The 14,219-nt window shown below is 77.0% G+C and carries 15 protein-coding genes; 8 read left to right on the top strand and 7 right to left on the bottom strand.

What is annotated here, in order from left to right:
- Positions 1-1,842 (bottom strand): family 43 glycosylhydrolase, encoded by a 1,842-nt coding sequence (locus tag D1781_RS09605; RefSeq protein ID WP_119482096.1) that lies wholly within the window; start codon positions 1,840-1,842, stop codon positions 1-3.
- Positions 1,843-1,918: 76 nt separating this feature from the next.
- Complete coding sequence (locus tag D1781_RS09600; protein WP_233551236.1) at positions 1,919-2,359, bottom strand: winged helix-turn-helix transcriptional regulator; 441 nt, start codon at positions 2,357-2,359, stop codon at positions 1,919-1,921.
- Between the two features lie 104 nt (positions 2,360-2,463).
- Between D1781_RS09600 and D1781_RS09595 the strand changes: the two genes are divergently transcribed.
- From D1781_RS09595 to D1781_RS09585, 3 genes are all read left to right on the top strand, one after another.
- Positions 2,464-3,663 carry an MFS transporter gene (locus D1781_RS09595; RefSeq protein ID WP_119482095.1) on the top strand — a complete coding sequence of 400 codons (1,200 nt, stop codon included), beginning with the start codon at positions 2,464-2,466 and terminating at the stop codon, positions 3,661-3,663.
- Positions 3,660-4,349, top strand: a complete 690-nt coding sequence (locus D1781_RS09590) for an SDR family oxidoreductase (protein ID WP_119482094.1) — start codon at positions 3,660-3,662, stop codon at positions 4,347-4,349. The genes D1781_RS09595 and D1781_RS09590 overlap by 4 nt, the downstream gene beginning before the upstream one ends.
- A gap of 275 nt (positions 4,350-4,624) precedes the next feature.
- On the top strand, positions 4,625-5,224 hold the full coding sequence (locus D1781_RS09585) for a DUF1206 domain-containing protein (RefSeq protein ID WP_233551234.1): 600 nt from the start codon (positions 4,625-4,627) through the stop codon (positions 5,222-5,224).
- Positions 5,225-5,248: 24 nt separating this feature from the next.
- Here D1781_RS09585 and D1781_RS09580 read toward each other — a convergent pair whose 3' ends face one another.
- Positions 5,249-5,809 carry a TetR/AcrR family transcriptional regulator gene (locus tag D1781_RS09580; protein WP_119482093.1) on the bottom strand — a complete coding sequence of 187 codons (561 nt, stop codon included), beginning with the start codon at positions 5,807-5,809 and terminating at the stop codon, positions 5,249-5,251.
- Positions 5,810-5,919: 110 nt separating this feature from the next.
- Between D1781_RS09580 and D1781_RS09575 the strand changes: the two genes are divergently transcribed.
- On the top strand, positions 5,920-7,359 hold the full coding sequence (locus tag D1781_RS09575; protein ID WP_233551232.1) for an MFS transporter: 1,440 nt from the start codon (positions 5,920-5,922) through the stop codon (positions 7,357-7,359).
- A gap of 7 nt (positions 7,360-7,366) precedes the next feature.
- Here the strand turns inward: D1781_RS09575 and D1781_RS09570 are convergent, their stop codons facing one another.
- Complete coding sequence (locus D1781_RS09570; RefSeq protein WP_147392065.1) at positions 7,367-8,308, bottom strand: hypothetical protein; 942 nt, start codon at positions 8,306-8,308, stop codon at positions 7,367-7,369.
- Here D1781_RS09570 and D1781_RS09565 point away from each other — a divergent pair.
- On the top strand, positions 8,307-9,275 hold the full coding sequence (locus tag D1781_RS09565) for an NAD-dependent epimerase/dehydratase family protein (RefSeq protein ID WP_119482090.1): 969 nt from the start codon (positions 8,307-8,309) through the stop codon (positions 9,273-9,275). The two genes, D1781_RS09570 and D1781_RS09565, sit on opposite strands and share 2 nt — an antisense overlap.
- Before the next feature lie 32 nt (positions 9,276-9,307).
- On the opposite strand, the gene D1781_RS09560 is transcribed toward D1781_RS09565, so the two are convergent.
- Together D1781_RS09560 and D1781_RS17900 are read right to left on the bottom strand one after the other, a co-directional pair.
- Positions 9,308-10,012: an anti-sigma factor family protein gene (locus D1781_RS09560; protein ID WP_119482089.1), complete on the bottom strand. Its 705-nt coding sequence runs from the start codon at positions 10,010-10,012 to the stop codon at positions 9,308-9,310.
- A complete protein-coding gene (locus D1781_RS17900) occupies positions 10,009-10,512 on the bottom strand; it encodes a sigma-70 family RNA polymerase sigma factor (protein ID WP_119482088.1) in 504 nt (167 codons plus the stop codon). The genes D1781_RS09560 and D1781_RS17900 overlap by 4 nt, the downstream gene beginning before the upstream one ends.
- Before the next feature lie 173 nt (positions 10,513-10,685).
- On the opposite strand from D1781_RS17900, the gene D1781_RS09550 reads away from it, so the two are divergent.
- Genes D1781_RS09550 through D1781_RS09540 form a run of 3 tightly spaced genes read left to right on the top strand, consistent with a single transcriptional unit; the run spans position 10,686 to position 13,878 of the window.
- Positions 10,686-11,171: an FMN-binding protein gene (locus D1781_RS09550; protein WP_119482087.1), complete on the top strand. Its 486-nt coding sequence runs from the start codon at positions 10,686-10,688 to the stop codon at positions 11,169-11,171.
- Positions 11,168-12,703, top strand: a complete 1,536-nt coding sequence (locus tag D1781_RS09545) for an FAD-dependent oxidoreductase (protein WP_119482086.1) — start codon at positions 11,168-11,170, stop codon at positions 12,701-12,703. The genes D1781_RS09550 and D1781_RS09545 overlap by 4 nt, the downstream gene beginning before the upstream one ends.
- Before the next feature lie 2 nt (positions 12,704-12,705).
- Positions 12,706-13,878 carry a serine/threonine-protein kinase gene (locus tag D1781_RS09540; RefSeq protein ID WP_119482085.1) on the top strand — a complete coding sequence of 391 codons (1,173 nt, stop codon included), beginning with the start codon at positions 12,706-12,708 and terminating at the stop codon, positions 13,876-13,878.
- 155 nt (positions 13,879-14,033) lie between these two features.
- On the opposite strand, the gene D1781_RS17520 is transcribed toward D1781_RS09540, so the two are convergent.
- On the bottom strand, positions 14,034-14,195 hold the full coding sequence (locus D1781_RS17520) for a hypothetical protein (RefSeq protein WP_158590050.1): 162 nt from the start codon (positions 14,193-14,195) through the stop codon (positions 14,034-14,036).
- Positions 14,196-14,219 lie beyond the last annotated feature (24 nt).

Here is a 14,219-nt window from a genome sequence, read left to right as displayed (position 1 = left end):
TCAGCGCAGGCGGCTGACGCGCACGGCGTCGACGACGGTCGTGAAGCCCGCGGCGCCCATCGAGACCAGGCCGATGCGCGGCGCCGCGCCGAGGTCCGTGGTCCAGGTCCCGCCGGTCCGCCAGCGCCGGCCGTCGACGCTCGTCGCCGCGGTGTACCGGTCGCCGTGGCGGATGATCCGCAGCCAGGTCCACGTGCGGCCGACCGGGCCGACGACCCCGTTGCCGTAGGTCGGCCTGCCCGCCGGCTGCGCGGAGTCCTGCACGCCCCACTCGGTCTGCCGCGTCTCGTAGATCGACGACACCGCGAGCTTCACGTACCGCCCGTCGCCGCCGTACACGAGCACGCCGCCCTGCGCGTAGTTGTAGGAGTCGCCCGTGTCCGGCACGGTCGTGCGGAGCTTCGCCTCCACGACGAAGTCGCCCCTCGGCGCCCGCTCGGTCAGCACCGACGCGAGCGGCGTGGCCGGCGGGTGCAGGTCGGCCGCCTGCGTCGCGAAGCGGAGCGCGCCGCCGGCCACGGAGTACCCGCCCGCGACCGGGGGCCGCACCCACGACCAGCGGGAGGCGAGCCGCGAGCCGCGGAAGTCGTCCGACAGCGCCGGGATCGCCCGCCCGGGACGCGGTGCGTCGACGAAGCGGACCGGCGGGACGCGTCGCTGTCCCGGCTGCGCGGCGGGGGCGGGCTGGGCGCCGTCCGACGGGCCACGGCCGCCGCGCACCACCGGCCAGCCGTGCCGCCAGTCGAGCCGGTCGAGGAGCACCGCGCGCTTCGTGTACGTCTCGGTGCCGGGCACGAGCGGGTCGGTCCGGTCGACCGCGTGGTAGGCGAGCCAGCCCTGGCCGGCGGCGTCGGTGAACGCGGACTCGTGCCCGGTGCCGATCCAGCGGTTCCCGTTCCGGCTGAGCACCGGGGTGCCGCCGACCTTCGCGGCGAGGATCGAGCGCCCGTCCGCGTCCCGGAACGGGCCGAGCGGGCTGCGGGAGCGCGCGGCGAAGACGCTGTAGCCCGTCAGCGCGCCGTTGCAGCAGTTCGTCGCGGAGGCGAGCAGGTAGTACCAGCCGTCGTGCCGGACGACGTTCGTGCCCTCGTAGCGGTTCGCGATCGCGATCCGCCGCTCGGACGACGCCGAGGTGGACAGGCCGTCCGCGCTGAGGCGCCGCACGAACAGGCCCCCGTTGTAGCTCCCGAAGTAGATCCAGGCGGTCCCGCCCTCGGTGAGCACCTCGGGGTCGTAGGTCCAGCGCCGGTTCCCGGGGCTCGTCGGGTTGTCCGCGGGCGCGACGACCGGTCGGCCGCTGTCGGTCCAGGGGCCGGTGGGGGAGGGCGCGGTCGCGACGCCGATCGCGGAGCCGCCGCCCGGCAGCGCGGTCTCCGGCGCCGTGTAGTAGAGGTACCAGCGGCCGTTCGCGTGCCGGATCTCCGGCGCCCACAGGCCCGCGTCGGGAGCCACCCAGCCCGGCACCTTCGCGAAGGCGTCGCCGGCGTAGCGCCAGTGCACGAGGTCCGTGGAGCGGTAGGTCGGCAGCAGGTGCTGCACGGGCGCGCCGTCCGGGCCCCGCTCGCCGGCGTCGATCGCGTCGGTCGTGCAGTACAGGTACCAGTGGCGGTCGCCGCCGGTGCCGCGGGCGACGTCCGGGTCGGCGCAGTTCTCCGCCCGCGACCCGTCGGGCAGGCGCAGGTCGAGCGGGTTGCGGAAGGTGCCGGGGGAGGCGGAGCGCTGATCCGCGGCCGCGCCCGCGGCGGGGGCCGCGGACGCCGGCGCCGCCGGCAGCAGGCCGGCCACGAGGGCCAGCGCGATCACGAGCGGGGCGACACGGCGCACGAGGACCTCCCACGACATCGGGGTGAGGAGGGGGACGCTCGCAGACGCGGCTGGACGCGACCTCCGCGTGCGGGGGAGCGCGGACGGGCGCCCGTCAGCCGCGGCTGACGGTCACCTCGTCACCGGTGAGCACGCGCCCGTCCTCGTCGACGAAGGCGACGCGCACGGGCCGGCCCGCGGCGTCGTGGTAGCGGACCCCGGAGTCCTCGTCGGTCGCGAGGTGCTCGCGGCCCCAGACGCCGAGCGCGCCGAGGACGACCTCGAAGTCGTGCCCGGCGGGCGTCAGCCGGTACTCGGTGCGGGTCCTCGAGCCCTCCTCCTGGTACGCGGTGCGCTCGAGCAGACCGCGCTCGACGAGGCCCGCCAGGCGGTCGGTGAGCACGTCGCTCGCGATCCCGAGCCGCTGCCGGAAGTCCGAGAAGCGGGTCGTGCCCATCGCCGCCTCGCGCAGCACGAGGAGGGACCACCGGTCGCCGAGCGCGGTGATCGTCCGCGCGATCGAGCAGCGGCCGGCGGTGGGGTCGGAGAGGGGCACCGGCACATGCTACCGCTGGGTTGGAACAGCAGAACCAGGTGCTACGTTGGCCGAACCAACCCAGCCCGCGGACCGATCCGGACCCGGCGCCCGACCGGAGGACCATGCCGACCTCGTCCCGCCCCGCCGCCTTCGCGACCGCCGCGCTCACCGCGGGGCTCGCGCTCTGGACGAGCGGCGCCCCCTCCGTCGTCTACCCGGTGTACGGGCGCGAGTGGTCGCTGCCGCCCGCGCTCACCACGGTCGTCTTCGGCACCTACCCCGTCACGCTGCTCGTGGTCCTCGGCCTGTTCGGCGGGATCAGCGACCGCATCGGCCGACGGGCGGCGATCGTGCTCGGGCTCGCGCTCATGGCGGTCGGCACGCTCGCGTTCGCCCTCGCGCCCTCGATCGGCGTCCTGCTCGTCGGACGGGCCCTGACCGGCGCCGGCGTCGGGTTCGCGCTCAGCCCCGCGACGGCGGCCCTCGCGGAGTACGCCCGCCCCGGTCGCGGGCACCTCGCAGGCGCGGTCGCGACCGCCTCCACCGCCGCCGGGCTCACGGTCGCGCTGCTGCTCGGCGGCCTGTTCCTCGACCTGCTGCCCGACCCGCTCCACCTGTCCTACTGGCCGCTGCTCGGCGCCGTGCTCGTCGTGCTGGTCCTCGCGCTCCGCCTCCCGAGCGGCGCGCGCAGCAGCGGCAGCGCGGTGCGGCTGCTCCGCGTCGACCCGTCGATGCGCGGTGTCGTCGCGCAGGGCGCGCTCGGCGTCGCGGCCGCCTACGGCACCGGCGGCGTGGTGCTCGCGCTCGGCGCGGACGTCGCCGTCGGCCTCCTCGGCACCGACTCGCCGATCGTGATCGGCCTCGTGCTGGCGCTCTCCGCGGTCACCATCGGCGTCACCGCGCTGCTGGCCCGCCGGGTCCGGGCCGGCGCCGCCGCGCCCGCCGGCGCGCTCGTGATGGTCGCGGGGCTCGCCGCGCTCGTCACCGCCAGCGCCGCGGGCTCGCTGCCGGTCTTCCTCGTCTCGATCGTGCTCACCGGCGTCGGCTACAGCCTGCTGTTCTCCGCGGGCGTCGGCATCGCCGCCGAGCTGGCGCCGGCGCAGCACCGGGCGTCGACCGTGTCCGCCGTCTACTTCGCCGGCTACGCGGTGCAGGCGGTCGCCGCGATCGGGCTCGGCCAGCTCGCCACCGCCCACGGGCTGCTGCCGGCGATCGTCGCGGGCGCCGTCGTGCTCTCGGTGCTCGCGCTCGTCGCCGGCGCCGCCCCGTTCGTCCGCGCACGCCGCGCGGTCCGCACCGCCACCGGAGGGAACCCCGCATGACCTCGCTCGCATCCGCCGTCGTCCTCGTCACCGGCGCGAACGGAGGGCTCGGCACCGAGTTCGTCCGCCAGGCGCTCGACCGCGGCGCCGCCAAGGTCTACGCCTCCGCCCGCTCCCCGCGGGAGTGGGACGACCCCCGCGTCGTGCCGCTCGCGCTCGACGTGACCGACGCCGCATCCGTCGCGGCCGCCGCCGAGACCGCCCGGGACGTGACCGTCCTCGTGAACAACGCCGGCATCGCGTCCGTGCAGCCGAGCCTGCTCGAGACGACCGACGAGGAGTTCCGGCGGCTCATCGAGACGAACGTGATCGGGCTGCACGCGATCACACGGGCGCTGGCCCCGGCGATCCGGCGGACGCACGGCGCCGTGCTCAACGTCGCCTCCGTCGCGAGCTGGCGGGCGCGCGGCGCCCTCGCCGCCTACGGCGCGACGAAGGCCGCGGTCTGGTCGATGACCGACGCCCTGCGCGGCGAGCTCGCGCCCGACGGCGTCCAGGTGGTCGGGCTCTACCTCGGCTTCACCGACACCCCGATGACCGCGGGCATGGACGTGCCGAAGGGCGACCCGGCCGACGTCGTGCGGGAGGCGTACGACGGCCTGGAGCAGGGCGGGCTCGAGGTGCTCGCGGACGACGTGACGCGCCAGGTCCGCAGCGGCCTGAGCCGGGTGCTCACCGCCTCCTGAGCCCTGGCGCGACGGCGCGGCGCTCGCTGGCGTCGGCGCCGCCGCGGCCGTGCGCGGCGGGGGAGGCGGGCGATGACCGGGACGGTGCGCAGCGGCGCGGAGCGGGCGTCCGACAGCCCCGTCGTCCGCGGGGTCGCCCGCTCCGGCTTCGCCGCGAGCGGGCTCGTGCAGGCCCTCGTCGGCGTGCTGGCGATCCAGGTCGCGGTGCAGGGCGGGGCCGGGAGGCGGACCAGTCCGGTGCGCTGCAGGCGCTCGTCCGCGCGCCCGGCGGCGCGGTGCTCGTCTGGATCGCGGCCGTCGGCGGCCTCGCCCTGTGGCTCCTCGTGGACGGGCTCCTGCAGCGGCGCGACGACGCGAAGGACACCTGGCGGGAGCGGCTGAAGTCCTGGGGCAAGGCGGTCGTGCACGCCGCCGTCGGCGTCACCGCGCTGCGGGTCGCGCTCGGCGCCGGCGGCAGCTCGAGCCGATCGAGCCGGCAGGGGAGCGCCACCCTGCTCGGGCTCCCGGGCGGCCAGGTGCTGCTGATCCTCGTTGGGGTCGCCGTGGTGGTGATCGGCGGCCTCCTCGTGCGGCGCGGCGTCACCGCGCGGTTCACCGAGACGATCCGGGTGCCCGCCGGCGACCGCGGTCGCGCCGTCGTCGCGCTCGGCCGGGTCGGCTACGTCGCGCGGGGCGTCGCCATCGCGATGGTCGGCGTCCTCTTCGTCGCCGCGGCGGTGCGCACCGATCCGGGCGCCGCCTCCGGGCTCGACGGGGCGCTGCGCGCCTTCGCCGGGCTGCCGTTCGGCCGCGTCGTGCTCGTCGCGATCGGCGTCGGCTGGATCGCCTCCGGCGTCTACTCGGTCGTCCGCGCCCGGCTCGCGCGCCTGCACTGAGCGCGCCGGGGCCGGGCCGCCCGATCAGCGGGCGCGCAGCCCGTCGATCGCGACGTCGACGAGGCGCCGCCGCTGGTCCGGGTCGGCCTGGACGCCGGCGACGCCCGCGACCATCCGCACGACGTCGATCACGTCGACGTCGTCGCGGGCGACGCCCTCCGCCTGGGCGCGGGCCAGCACGGGACCGCCGGCCTCGTACATGGCGGTGCGGCAGGCCGCCATCACCTCGGAGTCCCGGTTCATGGCCTCGATGAGGACGCGCTTCGTGCCGATGTAGTCCACGAAGCGGTCGAGCCAGCGGGTCAGCGCGGGCCAGGCGGCGTCGTTCCGCACCTCGTCGGCGACCGCGGCGAGCGCTTCGATCTCGCTGACGTAGACGGCCTCGATCAGGTCGTCGCGGGCGGGGAAGTTGCGGTACAGGGTGCCGATGCCGACGCCCGCCCGTCGGGCGACGTCCTCGAGGGAGGCGTCCGTGCCGGAGGCCGCGAAGGCCTCGCGCGCCGCCGCGAGCAGCGCCTCGTAGTTCCGGAGCGCGTCCGCGCGACGGGGCTTCTTCGCGGTGATCGTGTCGAGCGCGGTGGACATGGGGGCCTCGGTCGGTTGCAAGCGGAGGGTGCCTCCGCTACCGTGGATCTCGAAACGGAGGCGGCCTCCGATCGGAGGCCACCTCCACTCTACGCCTCCCAGGGAATCGAGTGCCGTTGTCCCCCTCCCCGTCCCGCACCTTCGCCGCGCTCGCGGTGACCGCGCTCACCTTCGCGACGCTCCAGTCGCTGCTCGTCCCCGTGCTGCCGGTGCTGCAGCGCGACCTCCGCACCGACGCCGCGGGCGCGACCTGGGCCGTCACCGCCTGGCTCATCACCTCCGCCGTCGCCACGCCGCTGCTCGGCCGCGTCGGCGACCTCGCCGGCAAGCGCCGGGTGTTCCTGCTCTGCCTCGCCGCAGTGGCCGCGGGCTCCGTCGCCGCCGCGCTCGCGCCGAACCTCGCGGTGCTGCTCGCCGCGCGCGTCCTGCAGGGCTTCGGCGGCGCGATGTTCCCGCTCGCCTTCGGCATCCTGCGCGACGTGCTGCCGGCGCGCTCGCTCGCGAGCGGCATCGGCGGCTTCTCGGCCGTCATGGCCATCGGCAGCGGTCTCGGCACCGTCCTCGCCGGGCCGCTCTCCGCCGCACTCGGCTGGCGGGGCCTCTTCGTCATCCCGCTCGCCGGGATGGTCGTCGGCGGCGTGCTCACCCTCCGGTGGGTGCCGGCCACCGGGAGCCGGGCGACCGGCCGGGTGAACCTCGTCGCCGCGACCCTGCTGTCGGGATGGCTCGTCGCGCTGCTCGTGCCGCTCAGCACCGGTGCGGACCGGGGCTGGGGCTCGCCCGTCGTCGTCGGGCTCTTCGTCCTCGCGGCGGTGCTGCTCGCCGCGTGGGCGGCGGTCGAGCTCCGCTCGCGCACCCCGCTCGTCGACCTCCGCATGCTGCGCGAGCCGGCGGTGTGGTCCACCGACGTCGCGGCGATCTTCTTCGGCGCCGCGATGTTCGGCGTGTTCGCGTACTTCCCGCGCTTCGCGCAGACCCCGGCCGGCACCGGATGGGGGCTCGGCGCCTCCGTCGCGGCGTCCGGGCTGCTCATGCTCCCGATGCTCGTCACGATGGCCGCGTCCGGCTTCCTGATCGGCCCGATCGGCCGCGTCGTCCCGCCCCGGCTCCAGCTGGTCGGCGCGGCCCTGCTCCTCGCGGTCTCCACGGCGTCGCTCGCCGTGCTGCACGCCGCCGGGTGGCAGCTCGCGGCGGCGGCGGCGGTGTTCGGCGTCGGCCTCGGCGTGGGGTTCGCGGCGATGACCACGGTCGTCGTGCAGAGCGTGCCCGCGACGCAGACCGGCGTCGCCAGCGGCGTGAACGCCAACCTCCGGACGATCGGCAGCGCGATCGGGACGGCGCTCCTGACCGCGATCGTGACCGGGTCCGCCGGGGCCACGGGGGAGCCGTCGGAGTCGGGCTACGAGACGGGCTTCCTCGTCCTCGCCGCGCTGGCGGTCGTCTCGGCGCTCGTCGTCCTGGCGGCCAGGATCCCGCGCCGCCGCACGGCACGACCCCTGCCCGTCGCACCGTCCCCGATCGAGGCCGACACCGTGGCCGAGGCGGCCTGAGCGCCGCTCACTCGGTGAAGGCGACGACGGCGCCCCACTTGACGGTCTCGTCCGTGTAGACGACGAGCCGCAGCGGGGCGCCGACGTCGTAGGCGAACGTGAACGACGTCGGCTCCCCGGCGCGGCCGGAGCCGGCGTGCGAGCCGACGAGCACGACCGGCCCGGACCGGTCGTTGCGCTCCGCGATCCGTTCGGCCCGCCACGAGAACGTCGCGGCGCGATCGGTCACGAGCACCACCGTGAACCGCCCGCCGGCCTCCGCGAGCCTCGACGGCGCGAGCGCGATCGTGGTCGTGCCCTGGCCCGAGTACTCCGTGCTGTCCGCGCGGGCGTAGGACCGCATCGACGCGGGCAGCAGGACCGGGTGCCCGTACAGGTACTCGAGCAGGCCGGCCTGGCCGCCGCCCTGCAGCGCGGCGACGAACCGGCGGCGGGTCCCGAGCGACGCCGGGAGGACCGCGGCCCCGATGCGGCGCGCGGTGGCCGTCGGCGCGGGCCGCGCGTCCTGCGCCACGAGCCCCGCGAAGGGCCGGCCGGTGAGCACGACGACCGCCGCGGCGATCGCGGCGGCACCGCCGCCCGCGGCGACGAGGGCCGTCCGGCGGGAGACCTCCGGTCGCGCCGCGGACGCCGCTGCGGGCGACGTCCGGCGCACGGCGCGGACCGGGTGCGCGGCGGGCGCGTCCTCCGCTCGGGCCTGCGCCGCGCGGTAGGCGGCGACGTCCGCCTCGGTCACGTCGGGCGCGTAGAGGCGGCGGCGGAGGGCGTCGAGCCGCGCCGCATCCCGCTCGTCCCGCTGCTCCGTCGCGTGCACGCGCTCAGCGTGCCACTCGCGGCCGGGCGGCACACCCCGCTGCGCGCTCCCGGTCGCCGCCGGACGCACGACGAGCCCGCAGGCGACGCGGGGCAGGATCGTGGCGGAGCACACGGCGAGGGTCGGAGGACGCATGCGGGTGGTCGTCATCGGTGCCACGGGGCACGTCGGCGGGTACCTCGTGCCCCGGCTCGTCGCGGCGGGGCACGAGGTCGTCGCGCTCAGCCGCGGGCGGCAGCGCCTCTACCGCGAGGACCCGGCCTGGGCGTCGGTCCGCAGCGAGACGGTGGACCGCGCGGCGGAGGACGCCGACGGCGTGTTCGGCGCGCGCATCGCGGCGCTCGAGCCCGACGTCGTCGTCGACATGGTCTGCTTCACGCCCGAGTCGGCGACGCAGCTGCTCGACGCCCTCCGCGGCACCGGCGCGCGCCTCGTGATGTGCGGCACGATCTGGGTCCACGGCGCGCTGACCGCGGTACCCGCGCTCGAGCACGAGGACCGCGAGCCGTGGGGCGAGTACGGCGTCGGCAAGGCGGCGATCGAGGACCTGGTCCTCGCCGAGGCGGCTCGCGCCGACGGCGTGCCGAGCACGATCCTCCATCCCGGTCACATCAGCGGGCCCGGCTGGCCCGTCATCACCCCGGCCGGCAACCTCGACGCCGACGTCTGGCGCCGGCTCGCGACGGGGGAGCGGCTCGTGCTCCCCGGCCTCGGGCTGGAGACCCTGCACCACGTCCACGCCGACGACGTCGCGCAGGCCTTCGCGCTCGCCGTCGAGCGGCCGGAGGGCGCGGACGGCCGCGCCTTCCACGTCGTGAGCGAGCGGGCCCTGACGCTCCGCGGCTACGCGGAGGAGGCGGCCCGTTGGTGGGGGCGGACCGCGGACCTGGAGTTCCTGCCCTTCGACGCGTTCGCGGCGACGACGACGCCCGAGCACGTCGCGACCTCGTGGGAGCACGTCGCGCGCAGCTCCTCCGTCAGCATCGCGGCGGCGCGGGAGCACCTCGGCTACGCGCCCCGCTTCACCTCGCTCGACGCCGCTCGCGAGGCGGTCGCACGGCTCGCCGGGACCCCGGGCTCGGGCGTCCCGTCGCTGCCCTGACCCGACGCGCCGGAGCCGGCTCGCGCCCGCCGTCAGAACCGGGCGGTCGCGAGCGGCTCGGCGGAGCCGGTGACCCGGATGTCGATCGACCGGATCGCGTCCGCCGGGATCGCGGAGGACGCGACGAGCCCCCTCGCCTCGCCCGCGTCGGAGGTCCACGTCGCGACCGTCGACGCGGTGCCGCCGTCCGTGTGGACCACGAGCGAGTAGCTGACCGGGGCGTAGTCGTCCGCGTGGTCGTCGACGGCGGCGCCGTACGCGCAGGACCAGTCGAAGCGGGTGCCCCAGCCCACCGGTGTCACGGTCATCGACGCCGTCAGGTGCGACCCGCCGACCTCGGTCAGCGGCCGCTCGATCGCCGCCGGTCGGGCCGTCGGCTGCAGCGAGCGCACGATCGACCAGCCGCCCAGCGAGCCGACCGCGAGCACGCCGACGAGCACGAGCGCGGTCGCGAGGCGCGTGCGGCGGCGCCGGAGGCGCACGCGGCGGGCGACGCCCGCGGCGCGGCCGACGGCGTGCGCCTCGTCCCGCAGCGCGCCCTCGTCCGGCAGGTCCCGCAGCGCGAGGGCCTCGTCGAGGTCGAGCCTCCCGAGGATCCCGGGCAGCCCGGCGAGCTCCCGCACCGACTTCGAGCAGGCCGAGCAGGTCGCGAGGTGCTCCTCGTAGCGGCGGCGCTCGGCGGGCTCCAGCGCACCGAGCACGTACGCGCCGTCCCAGTCGTGGATCGACTCCGTCACCGCGTCACCCCCCGCTCCTGGAGCGCGAGCCGCAGCGCCCGCATCCCGTAGTGCAGCCGCGACTTCACCGTGCCCTCCGCGATCCCTTCCCGCTCCGCGATCTCGCGGACGCTCCGCCCGAGGTAGTGCGCCTCGACGATGACGGCCCGGTGCTCGCGGGACAGCGAGCCGAGCGCGTCGGTGACGAGCATCCGGTCGAGCACGGCGTCGACGCCGTCGCCGACCTCCCGCTCCGGCACCTCGTCGACGCCCTGCTCCCGCCGCCGGTAGGCGCTGCGCGCGTCGTCGATAACGAGGTTCCTCGCGACCGTGAACAGCCAGGCCCGTGCGGCGTCGCGGCCGGCCGCGATCTTCCCCGGATGGCGCCAGGCCCGCGCGAGGGTCTCCTGCACGATGTCCTCCGCGAGCTCGCGGTCGCGGGTCTGCCGCAGCACGAACCGGAACAGGTCGGGCCCGTGCTCGTCGGCGAGCGTGCGCAGCAGCGCGTCCTGCTCGTCCACCGGGCCTCCTTCCCACGTCCTCGGTCGTGCCCCTCGATTCCTACTACGGAGCCGCCGCCCGATCGGTTCACCGGCACCTTGCGACACGCCCGGGCTGCACCACGGGTGAACTCCGGCGGCCGCCGTCCCGTGGTTCCGTTCGACGACGTGTCCACCAGAAGGAGAGCGCCCGCATGACCGCACCGACCCTCGACCGCGCCCGTCTGCGCCGCCTCGCCGCCATCGGCGGCGGCCTCCTCGGCGTGGCGGCCCTCGCCGGCTGCAGCCCGGCCGCGAGCTCCGACACCGCCGCGTCGGGCACCGGCGCCGCGCCGTCGAGCGCATCCGCGTCGAGCCCGGCGAGCGGCGGCGCCTCCTCGTCGGCCCTGAAGGACGGCACGTACAGCGCCACCGGCGACTACCAGTCGCCCGGCGGCCCGGCGGCGGTCGCCGTCGAGGTGACGCTGAAGAGCGGCACGATCACCGCCGTGAAGGTCGAGCCGAAGGCCGCCGACCCCACCGCCGTGCAGTACGAGCGCCAGTTCGCCTCCGGCATCAGCGGCGTCGCGGTCGGCAAGCCGATCGAGGGCCTGCAGGTCGGCGCCGTGTCCGGGTCGTCGCTCACGAGCCAGGGCTTCGAGAAGGCCCTCGCCGCGATCCGGTCCGAGGCGGCGGCGTGACGACGTCCGCTCCGGCGCAGGAGGCGGCGCGTCCGGAGCGGACCCTCGCGCCGGGGCTCGCGCTCGACCGGCTCGTGGGCCGCGTGACGATGTACCGCCTCGTCGTGCTCGTCCTGCTGGTGATCGCGGCCGCGGCGCTGGTCGCCTCCCTCGCCGGCGTCCTCGCGTTCCCGCCGCTCGGCCTCGGGGCCGCCCTCGCGGTCGCGCTCGTCGTCGGATGGGGCTCGAACCGGCTGTTCGCGGCGATCCGGCGGATCCGGCCGCACGCCGAGTCCGGCGTGATCACCGGCCTGCTCGGGTTCTTCCTGTTCCTCCCGATCGCGGATCCGCGGGCGCTCGGCGCGCTGGCCCTGGCGATCGCCGTCGCGAACCTGTCGAAGTACGTCCTCGTGATCCGCGGGCGCCACGTCGCGAACCCGATCGCGATCGGCGCGGTCGTCGTGCTGCTGACCGGGATCTCCGGCGCGACGTGGTGGGTGGCGACGCCCGTCCTGCTGCCGTTCGTCCTGGTCGGCGGGGCGCTCGTCGTCCGCCGGGCGGGTGCGTGGGACCTCGCGCTGCCGGTGCTGCTGATCGCGCTGCCGGGCACCGCGATCCGGCTGCTCGCGACCGGGAGCCCGGTCGGCACCGCGCTCTGGACGGCCGTCGCCTCCTACCCCTTCCTCTTCCTCGCCGCGTTCATGCTGTCCGAGCCGCTCACGGCGCCGCCCCGGCGGTGGCAGCGGATCCTCGTCAGCGCGCTCGTCGGGGTGCTGTCGCTGATCCCGCTGCGGGTCGGGTATGTCGGCCTCACGCCGGAGGTCGCGCTCGTGCTCGCGAACGTCGTCGCGTTCGCATTCGGGCAGCGCCGCCGCATGCGGCTCGTGCTCGACCGCCGCGCCGCGCACGCGGGCGGCGTCGAGGACCTGCGGTTCACGAGCGAGCGGCCGCTGACGTTCCGGCCGGGCCAGTACCTGGAGCTGAGCCTGCCGCACGCCCGCCAGGACCTCCGTGGCGCCCGCCGCGCGTTCAGCCCGGCGAGCGCGCCGGGGAGTGCCGTCCGGATCGTGACGCGGCAGGCGGAGCGGCCGAGCTCGTTCAAGCGGGCCCTCACGGCCGTCGCGCCGGGGGAGGCGGTCGCGGTCAGCGTGCTCGCCGGCGACTTCCTGCCTCCGCGCGACCGGGGCGCCCCCGTGGTCTGGCTCGCCGGCGGCGTCGGCGTGACGCCGTTCCTCGCGATGGCCGAGGCCGAATCCGACCGGGACGCCGTGCTCGTCTGGCGGCTCCACGAGGGCGACGACCCGGCGTGGGCGGCGGAGGCGCTGGCGCACGTCCGCGTGCTCGTCGTCGGACCCGCCTCCCTGCCCCTGCCCGCCGGCTGGCAGCGGCTCGGCGAGCGGCTCGATGCGGCGGCGCTCGCCGCGGCCGTGCCGGACCTCGCGTCGCGCGCGGGCTACGCCGCGGGATCGCCGACCTGGATCGGCGCCGCCCGTGCCGCCGCGCGCCGCGCCGGCCTCCGCCGCCTCCGCACCGACCGCTTCCTCGGCTACTGACGATGGAGGACGACGGGCGCGTGCTCGACGACCGCTACGAGCTCCGCGGGCTGCTCGGCCGCGGCGGCGCCGGGACCGTGCACCGCGCCTGGGACCGGGAGCGGCGACGGGAGGTCGCGGTCAAGCTGATCGACGGCGGCGCCGCGCGCCCGGGTCGCGGCGAGGCCGAGGTGCTCGCGGGCCTGGACCACCCGCGGCTCGTCGCCCTGCACGACGTGCTGACGACGCCGGACGGCGTCGCGCTCGTCATGGAGCTCGTGGACGGGCCGTCGCTCGCCGCCCGCCTCGAGCAGGGCCCGCTCGACGCGGACGAGGCGGCCGTCGTGCTCCGCGACGTCGCGAGCGGTCTGGCGCACGCGCATCGGCGCGGGGTGGTGCACCGCGACGTGAAGCCCGGCAACGTGCTCCTCGGGCTCGAGGGCGATCGCGTGATCGCCGCCAAGCTGACGGACTTCGGCATCGCCCGCCTCGCGGACGCGACCCGGACGACGGCGGAGCGGACGGTCGTCGGCACGCTGCGGTACCTGAGCCCCGAGCAGGCGCGCGGGGAGCGCGCCACCGCGGCGTCGGACGTCTACGCGCTCGGGCTGACGGTGCTCGCCGCGCTCACTGGGGCGCCGGCGTTCCCGGGCTCGGCGACCGAGTCGCTCGCCGGTCGGCTGCTGCGCGCTCCCGCGGTGCCGGAGGCGCTGCCCGAGGACTGGCGCGAGCTGCTGCTCGGCATGACCGCCCCGGCCGAGCAGGACCGGCTCGACGCCTCGACCGCCGCGGCCCTCGCGCACGCGCTCGGCCGGTCCGCGGTGCCTGCGCCGACGCTCGTCGCAGCGGCCGCTGCGCCGGTGCGAGCCGTGCTGCCGGCCGCGCGCCGACCACGTCGCCGGTTCGCGCTCGTCGGCGGGGTCGCCGCGACCGGGCTCCTGCTCGGCGCCGCCGGTGCGGCGGTGCTCGCCCCGGCGGAGGCGGACCGGGCCCTCTCGGCCGAGGACCTCCCGGCCGTGAGCGCGCCGCCGTCTCGAGCGACCGTCGTCCCGTCCGCTGCTCCCTCGCCGCGCACGACGGCGGCCGCATCGGCCGCCGACGCCGGTGCGACCGCCGTCCGCGACGACGACGACCGAGGCTCGGACCACCGCGGCCGGGGCCGCGGCCGATCGGGTTCCGGCCACGGCGAGGACTGAGCCGCCCGCCGTCGCCCGCCCGTCTGCCCTGCTGGTCGAGGGCGAGCGCAGCGAGCCTCGTGACCACCCGACGCACGAGTCGTCGCCTGCCCCGCTGGTCGAGGTGCGAGCACAGCGAGCCTCGAGACCACGCTCGACGCGTCCGGTGCGCCGCGTCAGGCCGTGACGTCCTCGTGGTCGTCGCGCCGCTGCAGCGCCGGGGCGCCGGCGACGTCGGCGCGACCGGCCTCCTCCTCCGCGGGAGGAGCGGGCGGCGGCGGGGGAGCGCCCCGCTCGTCGTCCGGTCCGGTCGCGTCGGCTGCAGGAGCGCTCGTCATCGGGCGAGTGTGCGCCGCGCGCCT

Source organism: Amnibacterium setariae (assembly GCF_003581425.1).
Lineage (GTDB): Bacteria > Actinomycetota > Actinomycetes > Actinomycetales > Microbacteriaceae > Amnibacterium > Amnibacterium setariae.
Note: the sequence above shows the minus strand (reverse complement) of the source record. Positions and strands in the feature narration are given on the sequence as shown.

Excerpts from the sequence above, each read along its gene's own strand:
- D1781_RS09605 (WP_119482096.1), bottom strand. The coding sequence starts at position 1,842 with ATGTCGTGGGAGGTCCTCGTGCGCCGTGTCGCCCCGCTCGTGATCGCG.
- D1781_RS09595 (WP_119482095.1), top strand. The coding sequence starts at position 2,464 with ATGCCGACCTCGTCCCGCCCCGCCGCCTTCGCGACCGCCGCGCTCACC.
- D1781_RS09590 (WP_119482094.1), top strand. The coding sequence starts at position 3,660 with ATGACCTCGCTCGCATCCGCCGTCGTCCTCGTCACCGGCGCGAACGGA.
- D1781_RS09580 (WP_119482093.1), bottom strand. The coding sequence starts at position 5,809 with ATGTCCACCGCGCTCGACACGATCACCGCGAAGAAGCCCCGTCGCGCG.
- D1781_RS09565 (WP_119482090.1), top strand. The coding sequence starts at position 8,307 with ATGCGGGTGGTCGTCATCGGTGCCACGGGGCACGTCGGCGGGTACCTC.
- D1781_RS09570 (WP_147392065.1), bottom strand. The coding sequence starts at position 8,308 with ATGCGTCCTCCGACCCTCGCCGTGTGCTCCGCCACGATCCTGCCCCGC.
- D1781_RS09550 (WP_119482087.1), top strand. The coding sequence starts at position 10,686 with ATGACCGCACCGACCCTCGACCGCGCCCGTCTGCGCCGCCTCGCCGCC.
- D1781_RS09540 (WP_119482085.1), top strand. The coding sequence starts at position 12,706 with ATGGAGGACGACGGGCGCGTGCTCGACGACCGCTACGAGCTCCGCGGG.
- D1781_RS17520 (WP_158590050.1), bottom strand. The coding sequence starts at position 14,195 with ATGACGAGCGCTCCTGCAGCCGACGCGACCGGACCGGACGACGAGCGG.